Below are 19,441 nucleotides of genomic sequence, written 5' to 3' on the forward strand. Positions count from 1 at the left end.
TTCGGGCCGGTCCCGGCGGGCCGAAGAGGCCGCACGCCCAGCGGGCCGTCGACGTCCTGGCCGCGCTCGGCGCGGCCCTTGAAGACGTATCGGAAGTCCTCATCCGCGAGGCGCATCCGACAACGCTCTGTTGTCGTGATCTTGACCGTTTGGGCTCAGGTATCGTCGTTTTTCTCGGCAACGAGATGTTGTCGGTTGCTGCGTCCAGCGGTGATGATCGCTGCCATGGCCGAGCTGTCCTCCAAGCCCATCAACATCATCCGCCGCAGCCTCCGCCCGCGCCGGCCCGTGCCGCCCGGCGCCGCGGCCGGGCTCGCCGCCCTGGTCTCGCTCCGGTCCCGCTAAGCCGACCTCGAACGAGACGAGCTCGCCGCCATCGACGCGGTCCTGGACGCGGGAGGGACCTGGACGCATATCGCCGGGGCCCTCGGTCTCGGGTCGCGCCAGGCCGCACCCAGCACGGGCAGCGTCTACGGCAGCGCGTCGAACACCGCCAGGCCCCGCACTCCACGTCCGACGTCACCGGTCCCGGCTCCGGCGACGTCGGCGACAGCGCGGGCGCCGCGACACAGCCCGCGCCGCAACGACGCCAGCCGCGACGCACCACCCGGCGCCGACGCCGTTCAGGCGGGCGGTAAACGGTGCGTATCGTTGGCAAGGAGGCGAGCGCGGCCGCCAGGACGTCCGCAGGGAACGTGCGGAGACGTCTCTAGCGGCGCGGGACGTCCTAGCGGGACGTCCCGCTAGACCTAGCGTTCCCGCTAGCGGCATGCGGGCCGCTGACCGGCCTTCTAGCGTCTAGCGGGGCTGGCCAGTCCCCGGGAACGGCCGCCGAGACCGGGGCCGCCCACGGGCCCACACTCGCGGTGCTCGCGAAGGGAGAGGGCGAGAACAGATCACCCGGTCATCCCCGGCGACCAGATCCAGCGTCTTTTTCAACCCTTCCAGAAGCTGGCGCCCGATCGTCACGGCCGCCGCGACGGCTACGGTCTCGGCCTCGCCATCGTCAACGCCGTCACCGAAGCCCACAACGCCACCCTCACCACCAACGCACGCGCCGAGGCGGCCTGAACATCGCCGTGCGGTTCGCGCGCATCTCCGAGCACTGATCGGCTGCCGGCCGGGGTCCCGCGCAGAGGACTCCTACAATCGTGCGGTGGACGAGGCAGTGAGGGCCGAGCAAGACGCGGCCGCCGTCGTCTTGCGGAGTTGGCGGATCGGCTTGTGGGTGTTGTGCGTGTACGCGGTCGCCGCTGGGGCGGTGCTGTGTGCAGTTGGGGCCAGGGACGACCGTGTCGCGGATCTGCTCGGTACGGCAGCCGGTATGGCGGCGGTCGGCTGCGTGCTGCTGGCAGTGGTGAAGTACCGCAACGTCCGGGCGGGCAATGCCCTCGCGCGGTCGCGGCCAGGGCTGGTAGGCCCACAGGACGTGGTGCCTGATCTCGCCCGTGTGGGATATGGCGGCGTCGTGTTCGTTTTCGCCCTCGTCCTAGGGGCGGCGATCGGTCTGCTCGTGCAGTCCGTCGCCGTGCCCGCCCCGGGACGTCCGCTGGTCGTTCCGATCTTCTGCCTGGTCATCGCCCTGGTGTGCTTCAGCGGCGGCGGCCTGCGCTGGTGGGGGCTGGCCCGGCGGCCGTATCTCGCGGAGGTCCGAAAAGTGGTTCAGGAGACGGAGGCGTTGCCCGCCGACCAGCGCTGACGGGTTCGGCCTCATTGGGTGAAGTACAGAGCCCGGTGTCGCGGATCGGCGGAGCAGACGTAGATCCCGGCGTCCGCGACATCGTCCACGAGGAAACCGGTCACCTCCCGGACGAGCGTGCTGTTGAGCCCGAAGAAAATGTCAGTGACTTCGGCGGACAATTTGTCAGTGATGTATGTGCGCCCGAGGTGCTCTGTGTTGTCGGGGTGAGCGGAGCTGGGGGCGATACCTCACCGGGCGAGATCATCCTCAGCGTTGAACACGGTCCGCTGGCTTCTCTCTCCAGGCATCGACGTTTCCGAGGGGAATGGCGAGGGCGGCCAGGACTGCCACGACCGCAAGCACTGATGCGAGTGTCAGGGCGCCGGGGAGAGACCAGGCCGCGACCGGCCCGGCGATCGCGGCTCCCACAGCGAATCCGGTGATCTTCAAGCTGGCGCCGGTGGTGAAGATCTGGCCGCGCAGGTTCTCCGGGGCCTCCCGGTGACGGACCGCGAACAAGGCGACCAACTGGGGCCCTGGCCGATCCCGGTGACGACGAAGGCCACGATCAGCGCGGCTGGTCGCCCCACAGCGGTCAAGGCCAGCGCGGCAGCATGGACCAGCGCGCTGCCCAGAGGATCGTGTCGGGGGCGATGGCGCGCGGAAACCGCGCCAGCAGGGCGTTGGCCGCTAGGGCGGAGATCGCCGAGCAGGACAGGAGCATCACTCCCTGGCTCGCTCCGCCCAGGACACGCTCACCGAGCACAGGGAGGCAGGCGGTCAGTATGCCCTCCACGGTGCAGCACGCCACCGAGACGAGGATCGCTCGCGCCAAAAGGCGTTTCCCGGCGATGACTCGCACTCCTGCTGCAAGGTCTCTGATCAGTGGGGCCGGCCGGGCATCCGGCGCCCGGGCGGGGTGGGCGGGGACTCTCCACGCGGCGGGCAGGGCCAAGGCGATGAGCACGGCGGAGACCACTACGGCCGTCGGCGCTCCCGGCGCTTCCGCGGTGCCACCGGCGAGAGCCGGGCCGACCAGGCTCACCGCACTGAAGGTCATGGCATCGAGCGCGTTCGCCCGGGGCAGGCGGTCGCCGGTCACCACGCGGGGAAGCTGGACGGTCCACCCACCCGACAGGGCCAGCCCCCACAGCAGCCCGGTCACCACGGCGATCACGATGATGACCGTCACCGGGGCATGACCGAGCCCCAGAAGGATCAGGACTAGGCCCGCCCGGCGGCGTCTCACCGGCATCCTGGCAGGCCGCCTCGTCGATGTGCAGGTCTGCCGTGCGCGTCTTCGACGGGGCAAGCACGCCGCCGAGATTGGCGAGCTGATCGCGTTCGGCCGCGCTGATCGGTGCCGCCCGGGCACACCCCAAGGAACGCGGGCTTATTCCGCGCCCCTTGCCAATTCCTCGTACAACCCTTCCAGAGCGGTGTGGTCGTCGTCGGTGCCGGTGTGCGGAGCGGCGAACCAGCGCGCGTACTCGGCGATCTCGGAAAGCCGCCAGTCCAGCGCGAACAGCTCGACCATCGCGGGGTCGGGGGACACGAGGTCTGCCGCCGCGAGCAGGTCGGCGTAGTCTCGTTCGGGCGGGGCGAGAGCCAGCGACTCCCAGTCGACCAGCCTCAACCCGTGGGAGGTCATGACCTGGTTGTCGTTGTGCGGCTCGCCGTGTGTCGGCACCCATGAGTCCCGACGGGAGAATGCTGTTTCCGCCAGTTCCAGGTAGCGGTCCGTCCAGCCCTTGATCGCATCGTTGTGTGCGGCAAGGGCGGCCCGTGCCTGCTCCGCTAACGGGCCGCTAGTCCAGGGCTTGGCGGTGCGAGCTCGCAACTCATCCGCGAATTCAGGGCCGACCTGCGGAGTCCAGGACCGCAGGCCATCAGGTGGGGCAGCGCGATGCAGCGCGGTCAGCGCGAGAACGACCTTGCGAACATGCCGGGGCTCGCGGGCCTCCGCCTCGGTCGGGCTCCGGCCCTCCAACCACGGCGTCACACTGAGCACACCGGCCCCGACATCAACGGTGAACCGCCCGGACCGAGCCGGCAACGGCGCACACACCACTTCCAAACCAGCGACGGCCAGTGCGGCAGCCCCAGCGTAGGCCGCCTCCAGGGATGTCTCGGTGTGCCGGTGCTCCAACTGGTCCAACGTCACGAAAAGAGTGGTGTCCCCGCCGATCGCACGCCAGTGGTGCGCGCCGAAACCCCACGGCAGGTAGCTGATATCGGCGATCTCGGGCAGCCAATGCGTGGCGACCCCATGCGCGATCGCCTCGTCACTGATGAAGGAAGGACGGGACAACACAAGATCCAATCCTAGGAAGAACGCGGACACGCATGCATGGGTTTTCGCTGCGCGGCCGACCTGACGAAACCTCAGCGGTGTGGAAGGGAATCGCAAGCAGGCTCGCTCAAACGACGGGTTGTGCGAGACCGGCGAACCGCCGCGGCGACGCGGTGTCCGCGCGGCCGCCAACCAGACCTGAACAGCCGGTCGGTCATCATGCTCATCGAAGTCTGCCGACGCCTCGACACGCATCCCGCCGACCTGGTCCCCGCATTGGAAAGCATCCTGCGCAACCGGCGCCGCACCGCACCCCAAGACCCAGAACCCAACCCCGAGCAGGACACGCAGACGGTTGCTGACCGCGTTGACCGTCGCCTCCGTCCCACTCACCCGCGGCATGCTCGCCGAAGCGCTCGACTGGACGATCCACCGCGTGCATCACGCACTCGACCACGCCCAGGACCATCCCGAACTCGCCGGGCCGCTCGCGCTGCGGCGGGTCCCGCCCGACGCCTACACCCTCACCGCCCGCCTGGACATCCTGACCTCTGAACAACACCTCGCCCTAGCCGGCGCCACCCGCCACCACTCCACCCTCACCGACGACGAAGCCACCCCCCTGCTCGCCGCGATCGGTGTCGGCCGCTGGCCCTCCCAGATCGACTGGAACGAACTGCGCGCCGACCCGCGCTTCCAAGGCCGCGGTCGCCGCGCTGAAAGAAGCCGGAGTCCTCTACAGCGACACAGGCCCTCACCGCATCGGCGTACACCCCGACCTGCTGTTCAGCCTGCGCTACGAAGACGACACCCGCCTGGCCCGCCAACTCGGCGAGAACCTGCCGCCCCTCCCCACCGGGACCCATGGCCCGGCACCCTCACGACCAACCCGGACGGCACCCTCACCGACGGCCCCACGTGCTGACAACTACTCCGCGTCGTTCGCTCACAACTACTCCGCGTTCCCACTGACATTTGCTCCGCGCTCGACACGTGTCCGATCTCGCGCGCCGACGGAGCGGCCCCGGTGGTGTTCGCACAACCGATGAAAAACCTGACACAGGGTGTCGGGTTTTTAGGCGAGCATAGTTCGCTGGTCGGCGCCGATGAAGGACGCGGACCGAGCCCTACGGATAGACAGGACCGCAATGCGCGAAACGCGAGAAGATCTCAAAGAGCTGCAGGCCCTGCTGGACGCTTCCCTCTCCCGCTCCACCTCGCATCTCCGCTCGATCATCAATACCGCGAGCACACTGACCGCAGAGGAGCTCACCGGGGTCCTCACCGGGATGTGCACCCTGGCGCTGTCCACCGTGACGGCGAAGGGCGAGCCGCGGATCAGCGGGGTGGACGGGCACTTCCTGCACGGTAAGTGGCACTTCGGCACGGCCCGCAAGGCCGCCAAGGCCCGCCATCTGGCCGCCCGCCCCGCCGCCAGCGCCGCGCACATGCGCGGTGAGGACCTGGGCGTGTTCACGCACGGCACGGTGGAGATCCTCAACCCCCCAGGCGGCGAGCCGGCCGCGGACTGGCCGGACCTGCTCGCCTACTTCAAGGACTTCTACGGCGGCGACTTCTTCGACTGGGACAACGACGTGGTCTACTACCGGCTGCATCCGCACTGGATGAGCGTCTTCGCCCCCGACATCGCCAAGCTCACTGCGGCGTCCCGTTCTTGATCTGAGCACGTGCCGCATTGGGACCGGCTGCGTGCTGAAAGACCTGGTGAAGCGGTCGCTCAGCGCCATTGGGTGATGAGCCACCGCCGCGTTGTGGCGTGATCGGTTGGTTCGGCAGGGGCGGGAGCCCGTCCGCCCCTGCCCTGCTGCGTTGCGAGAGGGTGGACGAAGGTTGACGGCATTCGTACGAGACGTCGCGAGTATGGGGCGCGAGACCATCGAGGTGGTGGGGGCTCGTACCAACAATCTGCGGGATGTGTCGGTGAGTATCCCCAAGGGAAAGCTCGTCGCCTTCACCGGAGTGAGCGGCAGCGGCAAGACCTCGCTGGCCATCGACACCCTGCACAACGAGGCCCAACTGCGGTATCTGGAGGGGCTTTCGCCGTTCGTACGGCAGTACATCACCCAGCGCAATCGCCCGAAGGTCGACCGCATCCTGGGACTCGGCGCGACGCTCGCGGTCGACCAGCGCCGCCTGAACCGCAACCCCCGCTCCACTGTCGCGACGATCACCGGCATCGATGGGCACCTGGGACTGCTGTACTCACGCCTTCCGGGAATCGGCGCGGGATCGGTGGCGGAGAGCGGAGACGGGCATCTCACGACCGCTCACTTCGACCGCTATACGCCGGAAGGGAGCTGTGCGGACTGCCACGGGATGGGCGGACGCTGGCAGGCACAAGAGGACCTGGTCATCACCCATCCGGAGCTTCCGCTCTTCGAGGGGGCTTCACCCTGGTACGCGAAGTGGCGGTCGGGGGAGCACGCGTTCGTACCGGCACTCGCCGAAAAGCGGGGCGTGGACCTCGGCCGGCCGTGGCAGTCGCTGCCTGAGGAGTTCCGTCACTGCGTGCTGTACGGCACGGGTGACGAGAAGATCGAGGCGACCGTCGACATGCCGAACAAGAATGAGACGGCCCTGATGACCTACACCTCGAGCCAGCCGCTGCGGGGCGCGCTCGCCGAGGTGGAGCGGGTGTTCGTGAACGCACAGACCGCCAGCGCCAAGCAGCGTTACCTGCCATACATGCGCAAGCAGCCCTGCGTCACCTGCGGCGGCAGCGGGTACGACCAGGTGGCCAGGTCCGTGCGGATCGGCGGGCTAACGTACCCCGACCTGATCGAGGTGGAAGTACGGGAAGTGCGCAGCTGGGCGAAACGTGTGGCGAATGACCTGGGCATCCGGCAGCGTGAGGTGGGTGAGCCACTGCTGCAGGACCTGGGCCGCAGGCTCGGAATCCTTGACCGGCTCGGCCTGGCCCATCTCCAGCTATCCCGGAGCGCGGCGACGCTGTCCGGGGGCGAGTTGCAGCGGACCCGGCTTGCCGCTCAGCTCAGCACCGAGCTGAGCGGCATCATCTTCGTCCTGGACGAGCCCGGGACCGGGCTGCATCCGGCGGACAAGGCGCACCTGCTCGACATCGCCCTGGAAGTGCGTGCGGCCGGCAACACGGTGCTCCTTGTCGAGCACGACCCTGAGCTGATCGCCCGGGCCGACTGGGTGATCGATATGGGGCCCGGCGCGGGCCGCCTCGGCGGTGAGGTTCTGGTGTCGGGTCCTCCCGCCGACGCGGCCGCCCATCCGACGTCGCTGACCGGGCGCTATCTTGCCGGTGATGGCTCGCGGCTGCGCCGGACCCGCCGCCCGGCCACGGACGACACCGGCTGGGTCGAGCTGCACGGCCTGCGTGCGCACAACGTGACCGCGGACCTGGTGCGTTTCCCCGCCGGTCGGCTCACCTGCCTGACCGGGGTGAGCGGCAGCGGCAAGAGCAGCCTGCTCGGCGCACTCGGGACGAGCGCGGAGGCCGCCCTCAACGGAACGGCGACCGACACGGTGCGAAAGGTGACCGGCCTCGCAGGGTTCGGCTGGGTCGCCGTCGTGGATCAAGAGCCGCTCGGGCGGACACCGCGGTCCAACCCGGCCACGTACAGCAAGGCATTCGACATTGTCCGCAGGCTGTTCGCCGAGACCGACATGGCGCGCAGGCGCGGGGTCAATGCCTCCTGGTTCAGTTTCAACGCCGCAGGTGGCGGCCGCTGCGAGACCTGCACCGGTTATGGCCGCAAGCTGGTCGACATGCACTTTCTGCCGGATGTGTGGGTGGTCTGCGACGCGTGTGAGGGCAGGCGCTACAAGCCGGAGGCCCTGGAAATCAGGCATCAGGGGCTGGCCATCGATCAGGTGCTGGAACTGACCGTCACCGAGGCCGTGGAGCAGTTCTCCGAGCCCCGGCAGCTCGCGGAGACCCTGAGAGCCTTGGCCCAGGTCGGGCTTGGCTATCTCCAACTCGGCCAGAGTGCCACCGAGCTGTCGGGCGGCGAGGCGCAGCGGCTGAAGCTGGCGTCCGCGATCCAGCGCGGCGCGGCGAGCCGCAAGGCCGGGCTCGTCGTTCTCGACGAGCCCGTCTCGGGCCTGCACCCGTCTGACATCCAGCGTGTGGTGGATGCGCTCGATGTGTTGCTCGACTCGGGCAACACCGTCGTTGTGGCCGAACACGACATCCCCGTCGCCGCGTCCGCGGACTGGGTGATCGACCTGGGGCCGGGGGCTGGTCCGGACGGGGGTGCGGTGGTCGCGGAGGGCACTCCGGACACCGTCGCGACGGCGGACACCCCGACGGCCGGTTTCTTCCGGCGGTACGCGGCGGGCCTGCCACTCCTGGAGGTGCGAGAAGGCGCGCGCTGCTGAGACGCTGGGGCAAGCGGGCTGATTCATCACTTCATTCCGGGCCAGTCGAATCAGGCCCGGATGGCACGGGGCAGAATACGTCACGGTTAGTCCGAGAAACTCAGAACGGAAAGTCGCGCCAGCGTTGGCCCGGATGACCGCCTAACGAGACTTTTCGTTCCGGTCTGGTCGGCCCTCGACCTCTGCTTGTTCGGGGGTGAGCCCCAGCCGGGTGCGCGGTGCACAGGTGCGCGCCATTCAGGCAGACCTCGAGGAACCGGTCGTCGTGCGGCATGTACCGGACCGCGACCTTCTGCCCGCCCCGACCCTGCAGCTCGGGCGCAACGTAGGACAAGCCACCCCAGCGGATGACGTCCTTGCCAATCGTGCGTTCGGCCTCGGCCAGCAGCAGGTGCCGCAACCGCTCGGCGCCGATCCACGTGAGCGCCGCGGTGTCCTCGCTCCACGCCTGGGCCGGGGTGCGGCCGCCGAGTCTGGTGCGCGGGCGCTCCAGGTTGTACCAGCGCACCCAGCCCGCGAAGGTCTCGGCGAACCGCTCGATCCGCATCAGCCGGACCCCGACCTCACCAGCCCCACCGGTGCCAGAACCGGTGCCGGGGTCGGCGGCGCGGGTTCGGGCGGCGGCCCGGTCGTCCAGTGGCCCGTACAGTTTTCCGGCGGCGTCGCGCGGGCCGCCGGTGAACCCGGGCAGACCGCTCATCAGCGTGGTGTCGATGGTGGCGTGCAGCCGCTCGACCTTGCCTTTGCGGTGCGGTTGGTAGGCCTGCGAGGACCGCGACGCTGCTGGCCACGGTCCGGCACTTGCAGACCGCGTCGATCGACGACGCGCTGGACCTGCTGGACCTGCTGATCACCTCGAACCTGTTGGCCAAGGCGGAACGGGCGGGCAAGGCCGCGCAGCTGCGGACCCTGCCCAAGCTGCGGTGGGCGGCACGGCACGTCGCCTCGGCGATGGAGATCTTGATGAGGGCGCCGCAGGCGACCGTCGACCGGCTGGTGTCATTGGCGGAGGTGTGGAACGAGATCGAGCGGGTGGTTCCGCGGGAGAAGCCGTCGGCGGCGGTCGAGGTGATCGCGGCGTTCGTGCCCGCCACGCCCACGACCGTCGGCGCGAGCCGTCGCGGACCCATGCGATCTCCTTCACGAGGGACCGCCAAAATACATGAGCAAGTCTCACATTTGCTGGCCCAGAAAAGATGAGAACTGTTCACTTTTTGCCCCTGGTCTGGTACTGATCTTGTACAGGCTCCCAAGGCACCCATCTCCCCCAAGGTGTGACGCATGACCACCCCCCGCCTTCGCGCCGCGCTCGCGGCGCTGTCGGTCCTCCTGCTCCTGGCCGTGTCGCTGCCGCCGTCCGCGGCCGCCGCCGACACCCTGGTCGTGGACATCGGCGCGACCGGTGCCCCGTTCAAGGGCACGACCCCCGACGGGCAGGTGCGCGGATACGTCGACGCGCACAGCCACCTGATGTCCTACCTGGGCTTCGGCGGCTCGCTGATGTGCGGTGAGACGTTCGATCCGGGCGGGCCGGCCGCCGCCCTCAAGGACTGCCCGGACCACGACCCGAACGGCATCCCCGCCTGGTTCGAGAACTTCACCCGCAAGGGCACCCCGTTCGGCTCCCACGACACCACCGGATGGCCGACGTTCAAGGACTGGCCCGCCTACGACTCCTTCACGCACGAGCAGACCTGGTACAAGTGGATCGAGCGGTCATGGCGGGCCGGGCAGCGCGTCCTGGTGAACCAACTCGTCGACAACCGCACGCTGTGCGAGATCTACCCGCTGAAGAAGTACCCGTGCGACGAGATGGAGACCATCCGGCGCCAGGCCAAGGCCACCTACGCCCTCCAGGCCTTCGTCGACCGCGAGAACGGCGGCGCCGGCAAGGGCTGGTTCCGTGTGGTGACCAGCCCGGAGCAGGCACGGCGGGTCATCCAACAGGGCAAGCTCGCCGTCGTGCTGGGCATCGAGACCTCCGAGCCGTTCGGCTGCCGCGAGGTGTACGGCAAGCCCCGATGCACCAAGGCCGACATCGACAAGGGCCTGGACGAGGTGCAGAAGCTCGGCGTCTCGTCGATGTTCCTCTGCCACAAGTTCGACAACGCGCTGTGCGGCGTCCGGTACGACGCCGACACCACGGGCGTCATCATGAACCTCGGCCAGTTCGTCGGGTCGGGGCGGTTCTGGCAGGCCGACCACTGCACGGCGCCCGAGCACGACAATCCGATCATGCCGTCCGGTCGGATCGGCGACCTGCTCGCCGGGCCGCTCAGCGGGCTGCGCAAGCGAGGCGTGACGGTGCCGGTCTATCCGAGCGCGCCGCTGTGCAACGCCAACGGGCTCACCGACCTCGGCGCGTACACGCTGCACAGCATGGTCGAACGAAAGATGATCATCGAGCTGGACCACATGAGCGCCAAGGCGGCGGGCCAGTCGCTGAACCTGCTGGAGAAGGCGCGCTACTCGGGCGTGATCTCCTCGCACAGCTGGTCGGACGAGCACTACCTGAGCCGCGTCTACCGGCTCGGCGGCATGGTCACCTCCTACGCCTCGTCCGCCCCGCAGTTCATCACGGGTTGGAAGCAGGCCAGGGCGCAGGCCGACCCCAGGTATCTCTTCGGCTATGGATACGGCCTGGACGCCAACGGGATGGGGCCGCTGCCCTCACCGCGGACCACCGCCGCCGACGACCCGCTGAAGTACCCGTTCAGGTCCCCGGTCGACCCCGGCGTCACGCTCACCAGGCAGAAGACCGGCGTGCGGACCTGGGACCTCAACACCGACGGCGTCGCCAACTACGGGCTCGTCCCGGACTGGATCGCCGACCTGCGGCACGTCGGCGGCGGCGGGATCACCGATGACATGGCCAAGGGCGCCGAGGCGTACCTCGAGATGTGGCAGCGCGCGAAGAAGTAGCCCGCCGCCCATCCGCCAGGTGGCGCCGGCACCGCGACGTAAGACGTCGTCTCATCTGGTGAGTCGGCGATGGCCGCCGCGGTTGTGGCGGGTGGTCCCGGAGAAGCCCCGGTCGATGTGGATCCGATCGGCGGGGACGCCGAGCGCGAGCAGCTGCTCAGTCTGGACAACGACGTCCTGCTCGGCGGTGGAACAGCGGGCATACCCGACCCGGACCGTGCCGGGAGCCGTCCCGGAGGGCGCTGCGTTCGCGGCGTTCACTCCGTCCAGTGTTCCGGATAGCCCCCCGTCACCGGGACAGTTCGCGGAACACCCTTACGGAACACCTCGACCTGGGGCGTCGTCCCGGTCGGCGGGTGTTCCGGTGGGGGATCCCCTAACGGACATCCCTAGCCGGGGTGAATCGGCCGGGTTCGGGGTCGGGCAGGAAAGACGCGGGGATGCCCTCGCAGATCATGAAGTCACGTCGCTCGTCATAGCTCTTACCCGTTCGGACGCGGTAGGTGAAGATGCCGAAGATCTGGCGGGCGGTGGCCGGGTCGGTGCGGGCGGCGTGGAGCCAGTCTTCAACTTCTTGCTGGACGCTTGCCGCAGGCCGGTCGCCTTCGTAGAAGTTCTCTGCAAACCAGTCCATAACCCCAGGACGAACGTGCAGAGGAGTTCGGACATCGACACGGGAGCCCTCGACGTGCGGCAGGCCTCGGGGCCCGTTCACCGGAGCGGGGTCGCGAACGAAACGGCGAGGCGGCGATGGTGGTGTGCCCGGCCGTTTCGGAGGCTCCCGATGGCGAGCAGATCGTGGCGGCAGGCGATCTGCTGTGGCCGTCAGGGCGCTTCAGGCGGATCCTGTGAAGTGCGCAGAGTGGGTGCGCGCGGGTTCTGGCCGGCGAGGAGGGATGCATGGACAGCGCGCCGAGCAGGACGGCGATGTTCGCGGCCGTGTCGCGTGGATTGTTTCGCCTGGAGACGGCGTCGCCGTGGGTGCTGGATGATGTGCTGGCCCTGGTGCTTGTCGGCCCGGTGTGGCGGGAGTTGCGGGACCGGTTCGATCCGGTGTTCCCCGGCCCGGTCCGTCGCGAGTCCCGCACAGCTGTCTGCACCCGCAGCCGCTACGCCGAGGACCGGCTGGCTGCCGGCGCCTTCACGCAGTACGTGATCCTTGGCGCGGGGCTTGACTCGTTCGCGTGGCGGCGGCCGGATCTGCTCGGCTCGCTGACGGTGTTCGAGGTCGATCATCCTGCCTCTCAGGCCTGGAAGCTCCAGCGGGTCACAGAGCTTGGCCTGCCGCTCAGCGACTCGCAGGTGTTCGTGCCGGTCGATTTCGAGGCCCAACCGGTTCGGGATGTTCTGGGCGCGGCCGGGTTCGACTGGGCGCGGCCGGCGATGTTCTGCTGGACGGGTGTCGCCCCCTATCTGACGGCGCAGGCGATCGAGTCGATGTTGCGCACGATCGCGGCGGCCGCTCCCGGGTCTGAGGTGGTGTTCTCCTACCGGGCCGAGGATTGTGTGCTGGACGATGTGGGGACGCAATTCGCCCGGATCTACACGCCGATCGCGGCTTCTGCCGGCGAGCCTCTTCAGCCCGGCTGGCCGGTCATCGAGATCGAGAGGCTGATCAGCCGGTGCGGACTGAAGGTCGTGGACCATCCCGCCCGTGCGGACCTCCAGCAGCGGTACTTCGCCGACCGTACCGATGGGCTGCTGCCCTATACCTTCGAGACCCTGGTGGCCGCGCGGGTCATCTGAGCGAACGCAGCCACGTCCGGCAACCTCCCCCCTTTTGAGGACCAGGCGGTGGAGGTAGGGCAGAGGAGTACAGCAACCTCCAAGAGCCTCGGCGTGGTCGCGCCGTTATCCGGCCTGTGCGACGCGCGGCCCACCGGGGTCTAAGCGGGTGGGCGATGCGCCGGCGGCGGTATCCCTCCGACACCACCGCGGCCGAGTGGGCACTGATCGAGCCGCTGCTACCCGTCCCGGCCTGCCAGACCGCGCGCGGCGGACGGCCGGAGAAGCATCCGCGGCGGGTGATCGTGGACGCGATCCGCTATGTGGTCGACAACGGCATCGAATGGCGCAGTCTGCCGCATGACTACGGGGTTCCCTGGCAGACCGTCTACGGGTTGTTCACCCGCTGGGCCCGCACCGGGCTCGTCGCCCGCATCCGTGACCAGTTGCGCGCCCGTGTTCGTGCTCGCCGCGGTTATGCGCCTAACCCGGTCGCGATCGTGCTGGACGGCCAGACCGTCCGTGCCGCCGAGACCGTCGGCAAGGCCAGCCGCGGCTACGGCGGAGCCCTGGTCGCCTGGGCCGGGTCCTTCCTCACCCTGACCTTGATGATCGTGTCCCGTCCAGCCGGAGCAAGTGGGTCCGTCGTCGTGCCCCGTCGCTGGGTGGTCGGGCGTACGCTCTCGTGGATCGTGCGAGCGCGCCGCAATGTCCGCGACTACGAACGACTTCCGCAGCATTCTGAAGCTCACATCACCTGGGCTGCGATCACGTTGATGACCCGCCGCTCGGCCCGCGGTTCGAGGCCGCCCTACGAGTGAGACGCTGGGCCGAGCAGGGCTTTGATCTCACCGAAGAAGGCCGGGCCCGGGGTGACCTGGAAGGGACGCAGATCGAACAGGACGCTCTTGGGTCCATGGCGGTGTAGGAGCAGGTGAACGGGTGTGCGCCCGGGGTGGGTGGCGAGGGTCTGTTTGAGTTCTTGGACGAGTTGGAGGTTCAGCCGGTCTTCGTGGAGGTGGATGACGACGGGCGGCTCGGTGGCCGCCTGGGAGAGATCGAGGGTGGTGATGTCCTCGCCGTAGACGCTGAGCGTCTCGTCCCGGACATGGGTCCGGCCGCGTACGGAGATCACGCGGTCTTCGGCCAGGGTCTGCCCATGGAGGGTGTGGGTCTTGGGGAAGACGAGGCATTCCACAGCGGCGTCGTTGCGCCTGCTGGCCAAGCAGCCCGACACCCGGCGCATTGATGCCGCACGTGTGGCCGATGCGCTTGGGATCATCGCCCGGTCCCGTTCGACGAGCGTGACGGTGAACGAGTCGACCGACACCATTCAGGGATCGGCCGCCCAAGCTCCCACCCGTGCCCGGCGCGCCCGCCACCGCGCCAAGACACCTACTCGTCCGTCCCTGGCTCCACTTCACCGATGGCTCGGTGGGGGCACCGGCCGCCCCTCATCGTCTTGATCAGCACTAGCGGCCTGGCCTGACTCCTATAGCGTGCGCGTCGGCATCGGTCTGACCCGTCCATCGGTGCCGTAACGTGCCCGTCCGTGCCGGTGAAACCCACGCTCGTCAGCGTCCTGAAAGACCCCGCCGTCGCGCCCCTGTTCATCGCCCGCGCGACCTCGGCGATCGGGAACGGCTTCGGGCGGGTCGCGCTCGCCTGGGGAGCCCTGCACCTGGGCTACGGTCCGGGCGGACTGTCGCTGGTCCTTGCGTGCCAGGCGCTCCCGCAACTGCTGCTGGTGCTCGTCGGCGGGATCATCGGTGACCGGGTCCGCCGGCAGTACGTCCTGGTCGGCGCGGACGCCCTGGCGGCCGCGACGTGGACCATGCTGGCGGTCTGCTTCACCGGCCGCTCCGCGTCGCCGGCCGTGGTCGCGCCATTGGCCGTGCTGACCGGTGTCGCCACCGCCATGTTCACCCCCGCCGCGGAGGGGATCGTCACCGACCTGGTGCACCATGAACGGCGGTTCGCCGCGAACGCCCTGCTGCGCCAGTCCACCTCCAGCGGGCTCATCATCGGCCTGGCCCTGTCCGGGGTGGTGGTCGCCGCGGTCGGCCCGGCAACGGCCGCCGTGCTGAACGCCGCGTCGTTCGCGGCATCGGCGGCGCTGCTGACCCGCTTGCGGATCCCGGGCCGCAGCCGCGCCACCGGATCGCTGGTGAGCGAACTGCGCGGCGGCTGGCGGGAGTTCACCGGCCGTCCGTGGCTGTGGATCCTGTCCCTGCAGTACACCGCGGTGACCGCGGCCTCAGCGGCGTACGTCGGCGTGATCGGGCCGCTGTACGTCACGGCGGGCAACGGCGGGTCGCGTGCGTGGGGCATCATGGCCGGCTGCCAGTCGCTCGGAACGTTGCTCGCCGGCGGCCTGGCCGCCCGGCTGCGCCCTGCCCGTCCGATCCTTTTCGCGGCGCTGATGACCGCGCCGTCCGCCATGCCCATGCTGCTGATGGGCCTGGGTGCCCCGTGGATGGTCCTGGCCCTCGTGATGCTGACGGCCGGGATGTGTCAGACGGTGTTCGGGGTGTTGTGGTCGACCACCGTGCAGAACGACGTCCCCGCCGAGGCGATGTCGCGGGTCGCCAGCTGGGACCTGCTTGGCGCTCTCGCGCTGGCGCCCCTCGGGCTCCTGGTCGCCGGCCCCATCGCCTCGGCCGTAGGAGTCGAGGGCGCCGCCGCCGGAGCCGCCGTGCTGATCCTCGGCGCCACCTCCTGTGCGGTCATGTCTCCGCACGTACGCCGATTCCGCGCCCACGGCCAAGATGACCAGGGGTCGGTTGAGGCCGTCGAAGCCTGACCCGTCTTCAGGGGCATGGCCGCAATCCACCGGAAGGGGATCATCGTGCGGGTCAGTGCGCCGGGAGGCTCCGGGGTAATCGCTCTTATCTCGGAGCTCTTGCGGCCAATCCGGCTTCTCGGCTTGCCCGCGCTATGGCTGCCGGTCGTCGAGGCCCGTGGGCGGGGACGGCTGCGGAGCCACCGGGATGGCCGCCGCGTCGGGCGGTCCGGACGCAGAGGCTGATCGAGGGGCCGGGTGGGCCGGTTCACGCTGGCCGGTCATCCAGCGCAGCAGCCGGAAAGCGCGCTCGTTCACCGTCGCATCCCCGTTCTTCCAACCGGATGGCGGGGCGTCGCTGTGAGGAGGCCGCCCGCGGTGAGGACTGCTTCTCAGCGTGGCGTCGTTGAACGGGTCGGGCTTGCCCCCGATCCGGGGCGGAAACTCTCGCTATTGGGCCTCCCGGGACGTGGTCGTCCGTGCTCGCGACACGCGGACGTCTAACATGTCACCAGGTATCTCACGCATGTCACCGTCCAGCCGGCTACTTGCGTGTGCGTCGCAGGCGGCGCCGTCGGGGCCGTTGCTCCACCAGTTCGCGAGCCATGATCCATTCAGCGGCGATCGATTTGGCAGAATCCGCAGGATGAAGCGCCACGTTTGAGCAACGCATGCGCCCGGGAGTTCGCTTGCGATCTGTTGCGGCCGGATTCGGGCAGAGGAGCCGGTGAACCACTGCCGCGTTCGGTGACGTCCGACTGTCGTGGATCGGATGACACGTCTTTGCCGGCGGGGGCAGTACGAGGTCGCGCGGCCGGTCGTGCGCGGCGCAGGGACGGCGCTAGCCGGACTCGGGCTGGCTGCGCTGGCGGCGATGTATGCGATCGCGTTGTGGCGGATGCCCGACTGGATGCATCAGCACGACCCCAAAGACCGTCACAATGCGCGGCTTCTAGTGGTATCGGCCGGCGGCGCGGTGGTGGTGGCTGTGTCGTTGCTCTACACCGCGCGTTCATACCGCCTGTCGCACCGAGGGCAGGTCACCGACCGGTTCACCAAGGCGCTCGAACGCCTTGGTTCCCCCGACATGGACGCCCGTCTCGGCGGAATCCACACCCTGGCGCACGTCGCCAAAGACTCCCGCTCCCACCATGATGACTTCGTAGAGGTCCTGGAAGCCTTCCTGCGGCGCCGTACCCCCGCTGCTTACCGCAATGACGGCCCAACCTTGGCCGCACACCCTCGACCTCCTGAGTGGCCCGATTACGATGTCCAAGCTGCTCTCACTGCCCTCGGGCGCCGACCATGCCGTCCGGAACAACGCGGCCTGGACTTAACGTCCCTGCACTTCGAACGCGCTCGTCTGACCAATCTGGACCTGACCGGCATGGATCTGTGGGACTCAAGCCTCCAAAACGCTGATTTGCGGGGGCGGTGCTGCGCAGAGCCGTCCTATCGGAGACAGATATGCGAGGCGCGGATCTACGAGGTGCTGATCTCCAAGGAGCAGATCTTCGAAGCGCAGATCTAGGAGGCGCAGATTTACGAGGCGCAGATCTTCGCTCGGTTAAGTGGATCTCTGCGGAGGAGATCCAAGCGGTAGCGATGGTGGACGAGCGGACTCGCTTCTGAGTGTTTAGCTACCGGTCCTGGATTCGAGGGGCAGTGCTTCACCAGAGCGTGTTTCGAAGTGGGCTGAGTGTCGGCGTTTTGTGAGCTGGCAGCGACTCCGCCCAGCGCGGCTTCCCGCCGATCAAGCTAGCTTCGTGTCATGGCTCCCGATGCCAGCGAAGGTTGTGACCTTCTGCCAGTTCGACGCGCATTCAGCGGGGGCCCGCCTGCTTTCCCGGGGGGTACGACGGCTCGACACATCCCGATCATCTCCTTTTGTCTCCGGCTTGAGGGCCGGATCTCCGCCGATAGATGCCGGAGCGCAGGAGGCGATGAGCGACACGGTACAGGGCCATGCGGATGACAGGCGCCCCGACTGTCCGGGCCTTGTTGTCTGGATTGTTCGCGGCTGGAGCATTCGGATCATCGGGAGCATACAGAGCGTCCAGAGCGGCGAGCGGCTGCCAGCATCCGCGAAAGTGCGCTGGTAATTGGCCTGGTCGGGTGCCATGTGCGGGGACCTCGGTATGCGAAGAACGCGCGGGTCGCGTCGCTGAGCGCGAAGTCGCGCTCGCCGTGCGCGTGCGGGACGGCGGCCGTGCCGGTACGCCCAGCGGCGGGCTGCAGGCCGGTCATGGGCGAGTCCTTCCGTCCGGGCGGGTCAGGGGCGTGCGCTGATGAGGTCGGCGGCTCGGAGGAGCTGCGAGACGTAGGCGGCCTCCTGCTCGGTGAGCGAGCCGAGCAGGGCGGCGAGGTCGGCGGCGCAGCCGGTGAGGATCCGCCGGCGTCCGGGGTCGAGGGTCCCGTCGTTGGCGAGGAAGGTGTGGATGCAGCCGGCCAGGTAGGCGTCCAGAGCGGGGACGGACTCGCCGCCGGGGCCCTCGACCCGGCGCAGCCTGGCGGGGAAGGGCGCCGCCCGATGGGCGGCCCACAGCGCGGACACCGCGGCCACCGTGTCGTCGGGCGTGTCGTTGCTCATGCCGGGCGCTCCGTGGGGACGCGGTGGGACGGCGTGTTGCGGGCGGCGCGGGGCATCACCGGTTCCCCCGTCGGGGCGTGCTCGAGGGCCGGTTCCTGGCGCGCGATAAGCGACGTTATCGCGCGCCAGCGACACCGCGAGGTGCTCCGCCAGGCGACCGGTCGCGATCGAGCTCGTAGGCAGGCCGGGTCAGACGTGATGTAGACCTGGATCGCCCCCCGGCCGGAACCGATTGCCCTGCTCATCCGCGAAATTGTGAAACCGACGCAGGCCAGGGCGCCGAGCCGGGGTCGGCGGCGAGGCCTGCACGTCAGTCGGGATCGGACACCATGCCCAGTCGTCGGCCACGCGCTCCGCCATTTTCGCCCCGGGGCCACATTCGGGAGAAGAACGTCGACTACCTGCGTCAACATCACCGCCTTCCCGGGGTTGAAGAGTCAGCGGCGGTCGACCTCGTGGCTGCTAGAAACTTCGGGCACTTCAAGCGGTCCCATGTGAAAGTTCTGAGGCATCCAGGGGAGGGACCTGCTGGGTATGCGGCCTACGGGCCGTCGGCTCGATCAACAAGCCGACGGCCCCCTGGTGGTGCAGGAGGCCGTCGCAACTAGGTGGAACCCTCCTCGTAGAAAGGGCTCGCACAGTGCATTACCCCATCCCAAACGCCTACGCCCTTCTTTCGGCGTCCGCGGCAGCCGGCGCCGCCGTCGGGCTCCTGGCCACCGCGTTCCTGCTGTATCCGCCCGCCGCCGATGCCACGGGGGCCCGCGGCGTCCACCGTGACGTGCGTCTGCGCCCTGCGGGAGGCTCGGCGGCGCCACGGACCGGCCGCCCCTGAGAGGGCGGAGCGCCCGGCCGGCCGCTGAGGTCAGCCGTTGACGGGTGCTAGGAGGTGTCCGGTGGATCATGTGTTGATCCAGAGCAGTGCGGTGACCAGGACGATTGCTGCGCGGTAGTTGCGGGCGAGTTTGTCGTAGCGGGTGGCGATGCCGCGCCATTGCTTGAGACGTGCGATGCAGCGTTCGACCACGTTGCGGCGCCTGTAAAGGTCAGGGTCGAAGACCGGTGGGCGCCCGCCTG

General features: G+C 68.9%; 17 protein-coding genes and 2 pseudogenes. 11 read left to right on the top strand and 8 right to left on the bottom strand.

The features are described 5' to 3' along the window. The first annotated feature begins 951 nt into the window (after window positions 1–951). Entirely contained in the window at window positions 952–1,071 is a 120-nt protein-coding gene (locus tag ABZ914_RS19850; RefSeq protein ID WP_500194682.1) for a hypothetical protein, read from the top strand. Between the two features lie 85 nt (window positions 1,072–1,156). Next, window positions 1,157–1,699, top strand: coding sequence for a hypothetical protein (locus ABZ914_RS19855; protein WP_500194645.1), 543 nt, complete (start codon window positions 1,157–1,159; stop codon window positions 1,697–1,699). Between the two features lie 577 nt (window positions 1,700–2,276). Here the strand turns inward: ABZ914_RS19855 and ABZ914_RS19860 are convergent. Further along, window positions 2,277–2,873: an MFS transporter gene (locus ABZ914_RS19860; protein ID WP_500194647.1), complete on the bottom strand. Its 597-nt coding sequence runs from the start codon at window positions 2,871–2,873 to the stop codon at window positions 2,277–2,279. A 201-nt stretch (window positions 2,874–3,074) separates the two neighbouring features. Beyond that, a complete protein-coding gene (locus ABZ914_RS19865; protein WP_500194649.1) occupies window positions 3,075–4,367 on the bottom strand; it encodes a phosphotransferase in 1,293 nt (430 codons plus the stop codon). 755 nt (window positions 4,368–5,122) lie between these two features. On the opposite strand from ABZ914_RS19865, the gene ABZ914_RS19870 reads away from it, so the two are divergent. Continuing rightward, window positions 5,123–5,653: a pyridoxamine 5'-phosphate oxidase family protein gene (locus tag ABZ914_RS19870; protein WP_500194650.1), complete on the top strand. Its 531-nt coding sequence runs from the start codon at window positions 5,123–5,125 to the stop codon at window positions 5,651–5,653. A gap of 202 nt (window positions 5,654–5,855) precedes the next feature. Further along, window positions 5,856–8,345: an excinuclease ABC subunit UvrA gene (locus ABZ914_RS19875; protein WP_500194652.1), complete on the top strand. Its 2,490-nt coding sequence runs from the start codon at window positions 5,856–5,858 to the stop codon at window positions 8,343–8,345. Window positions 8,346–8,445: 100 nt separating this feature from the next. Here the strand turns inward: ABZ914_RS19875 and ABZ914_RS19880 are convergent, their stop codons facing one another. Next, the gene (locus ABZ914_RS19880) at window positions 8,446–9,045 is read right to left on the bottom strand and encodes a Mu transposase C-terminal domain-containing protein (protein WP_500194654.1); all 600 of its coding nucleotides are present in this window, start codon (window positions 9,043–9,045) and stop codon (window positions 8,446–8,448) included. Window positions 9,046–9,146: 101 nt separating this feature from the next. On the opposite strand from ABZ914_RS19880, the gene ABZ914_RS19885 reads away from it, so the two are divergent. Together ABZ914_RS19885 and ABZ914_RS19890 are read left to right on the top strand one after the other, a co-directional pair. Then, window positions 9,147–9,545 carry a hypothetical protein gene (locus tag ABZ914_RS19885; RefSeq protein ID WP_500194655.1) on the top strand — a complete coding sequence of 133 codons (399 nt, stop codon included), beginning with the start codon at window positions 9,147–9,149 and terminating at the stop codon, window positions 9,543–9,545. Window positions 9,546–9,626: 81 nt separating this feature from the next. Further along, window positions 9,627–11,267 (top strand): Coagulation factor 5/8 type domain-containing protein, encoded by a 1,641-nt coding sequence (locus ABZ914_RS19890; RefSeq protein ID WP_500194656.1) that lies wholly within the window; start codon window positions 9,627–9,629, stop codon window positions 11,265–11,267. Window positions 11,268–11,318: 51 nt separating this feature from the next. Here the strand turns inward: ABZ914_RS19890 and ABZ914_RS19895 are convergent, their stop codons facing one another. Both ABZ914_RS19895 and ABZ914_RS19900 read right to left on the bottom strand, forming a co-directional pair. After that, window positions 11,319–11,528, bottom strand: coding sequence for a recombinase family protein (locus ABZ914_RS19895; RefSeq protein WP_500194658.1), 210 nt, complete (start codon window positions 11,526–11,528; stop codon window positions 11,319–11,321). A gap of 115 nt (window positions 11,529–11,643) precedes the next feature. Beyond that, a complete protein-coding gene (locus ABZ914_RS19900) occupies window positions 11,644–11,901 on the bottom strand; it encodes a hypothetical protein (RefSeq protein ID WP_500194660.1) in 258 nt (85 codons plus the stop codon). A 266-nt stretch (window positions 11,902–12,167) separates the two neighbouring features. On the opposite strand from ABZ914_RS19900, the gene ABZ914_RS19905 reads away from it, so the two are divergent. Continuing rightward, window positions 12,168–13,013: a class I SAM-dependent methyltransferase gene (locus ABZ914_RS19905; protein WP_500194662.1), complete on the top strand. Its 846-nt coding sequence runs from the start codon at window positions 12,168–12,170 to the stop codon at window positions 13,011–13,013. Window positions 13,014–13,168: 155 nt separating this feature from the next. After that, window positions 13,169–13,789, top strand: a pseudogene (locus tag ABZ914_RS19910) (transposase); the annotation flags it as partial. A 14-nt stretch (window positions 13,790–13,803) separates the two neighbouring features. Here ABZ914_RS19910 and ABZ914_RS19915 read toward each other — a convergent pair. Then, window positions 13,804–14,325, bottom strand: coding sequence for a hypothetical protein (locus ABZ914_RS19915; RefSeq protein ID WP_500194664.1), 522 nt, complete (start codon window positions 14,323–14,325; stop codon window positions 13,804–13,806). Window positions 14,326–14,544: 219 nt separating this feature from the next. On the opposite strand from ABZ914_RS19915, the gene ABZ914_RS19920 reads away from it, so the two are divergent. From ABZ914_RS19920 to ABZ914_RS19930, 3 genes are all read left to right on the top strand, one after another. Then, a complete protein-coding gene (locus ABZ914_RS19920; protein WP_500194665.1) occupies window positions 14,545–15,795 on the top strand; it encodes an MFS transporter in 1,251 nt (416 codons plus the stop codon). Window positions 15,796–16,546: 751 nt separating this feature from the next. Further along, window positions 16,547–17,305 carry a pentapeptide repeat-containing protein gene (locus ABZ914_RS19925; protein ID WP_500194686.1) on the top strand — a complete coding sequence of 253 codons (759 nt, stop codon included), beginning with the start codon at window positions 16,547–16,549 and terminating at the stop codon, window positions 17,303–17,305. After that, entirely contained in the window at window positions 17,212–17,406 is a 195-nt protein-coding gene (locus ABZ914_RS19930; RefSeq protein ID WP_500194684.1) for a pentapeptide repeat-containing protein, read from the top strand. The genes ABZ914_RS19925 and ABZ914_RS19930 overlap by 94 nt, the downstream gene beginning before the upstream one ends. A 640-nt stretch (window positions 17,407–18,046) precedes the next feature. On the opposite strand, the gene ABZ914_RS19935 is transcribed toward ABZ914_RS19930, so the two are convergent. Then, on the bottom strand, window positions 18,047–18,364 hold the full coding sequence (locus tag ABZ914_RS19935; RefSeq protein ID WP_500194667.1) for a hypothetical protein: 318 nt from the start codon (window positions 18,362–18,364) through the stop codon (window positions 18,047–18,049). Between the two features lie 901 nt (window positions 18,365–19,265). Next, window positions 19,266–19,441 (bottom strand): annotated as a pseudogene (locus ABZ914_RS19940) (transposase); the annotation flags it as partial.

The organism is Spirillospora sp. NPDC046719 (assembly GCF_040645715.1).
Taxonomy (GTDB): domain Bacteria; phylum Actinomycetota; class Actinomycetes; order Streptosporangiales; family Streptosporangiaceae; genus Spirillospora.

Coding starts and splice junctions, on each gene's coding strand:
- ABZ914_RS19925 (WP_500194686.1), top strand. CDS start 16,547: ATGACACGTCTTTGCCGGCGGGGGCAGTACGAGGTCGCGCGGCCGGTC.
- ABZ914_RS19900 (WP_500194660.1), bottom strand. CDS start 11,901: ATGGACTGGTTTGCAGAGAACTTCTACGAAGGCGACCGGCCTGCGGCA.
- ABZ914_RS19875 (WP_500194652.1), top strand. CDS start 5,856: ATGGGGCGCGAGACCATCGAGGTGGTGGGGGCTCGTACCAACAATCTG.
- ABZ914_RS19890 (WP_500194656.1), top strand. CDS start 9,627: ATGACCACCCCCCGCCTTCGCGCCGCGCTCGCGGCGCTGTCGGTCCTC.
- ABZ914_RS19935 (WP_500194667.1), bottom strand. CDS start 18,364: ATGAGCAACGACACGCCCGACGACACGGTGGCCGCGGTGTCCGCGCTG.
- ABZ914_RS19880 (WP_500194654.1), bottom strand. CDS start 9,045: ATGAGCGGTCTGCCCGGGTTCACCGGCGGCCCGCGCGACGCCGCCGGA.
- ABZ914_RS19905 (WP_500194662.1), top strand. CDS start 12,168: ATGGACAGCGCGCCGAGCAGGACGGCGATGTTCGCGGCCGTGTCGCGT.
- ABZ914_RS19870 (WP_500194650.1), top strand. CDS start 5,123: ATGCGCGAAACGCGAGAAGATCTCAAAGAGCTGCAGGCCCTGCTGGAC.
- ABZ914_RS19915 (WP_500194664.1), bottom strand. CDS start 14,325: ATGGTGTCGGTCGACTCGTTCACCGTCACGCTCGTCGAACGGGACCGG.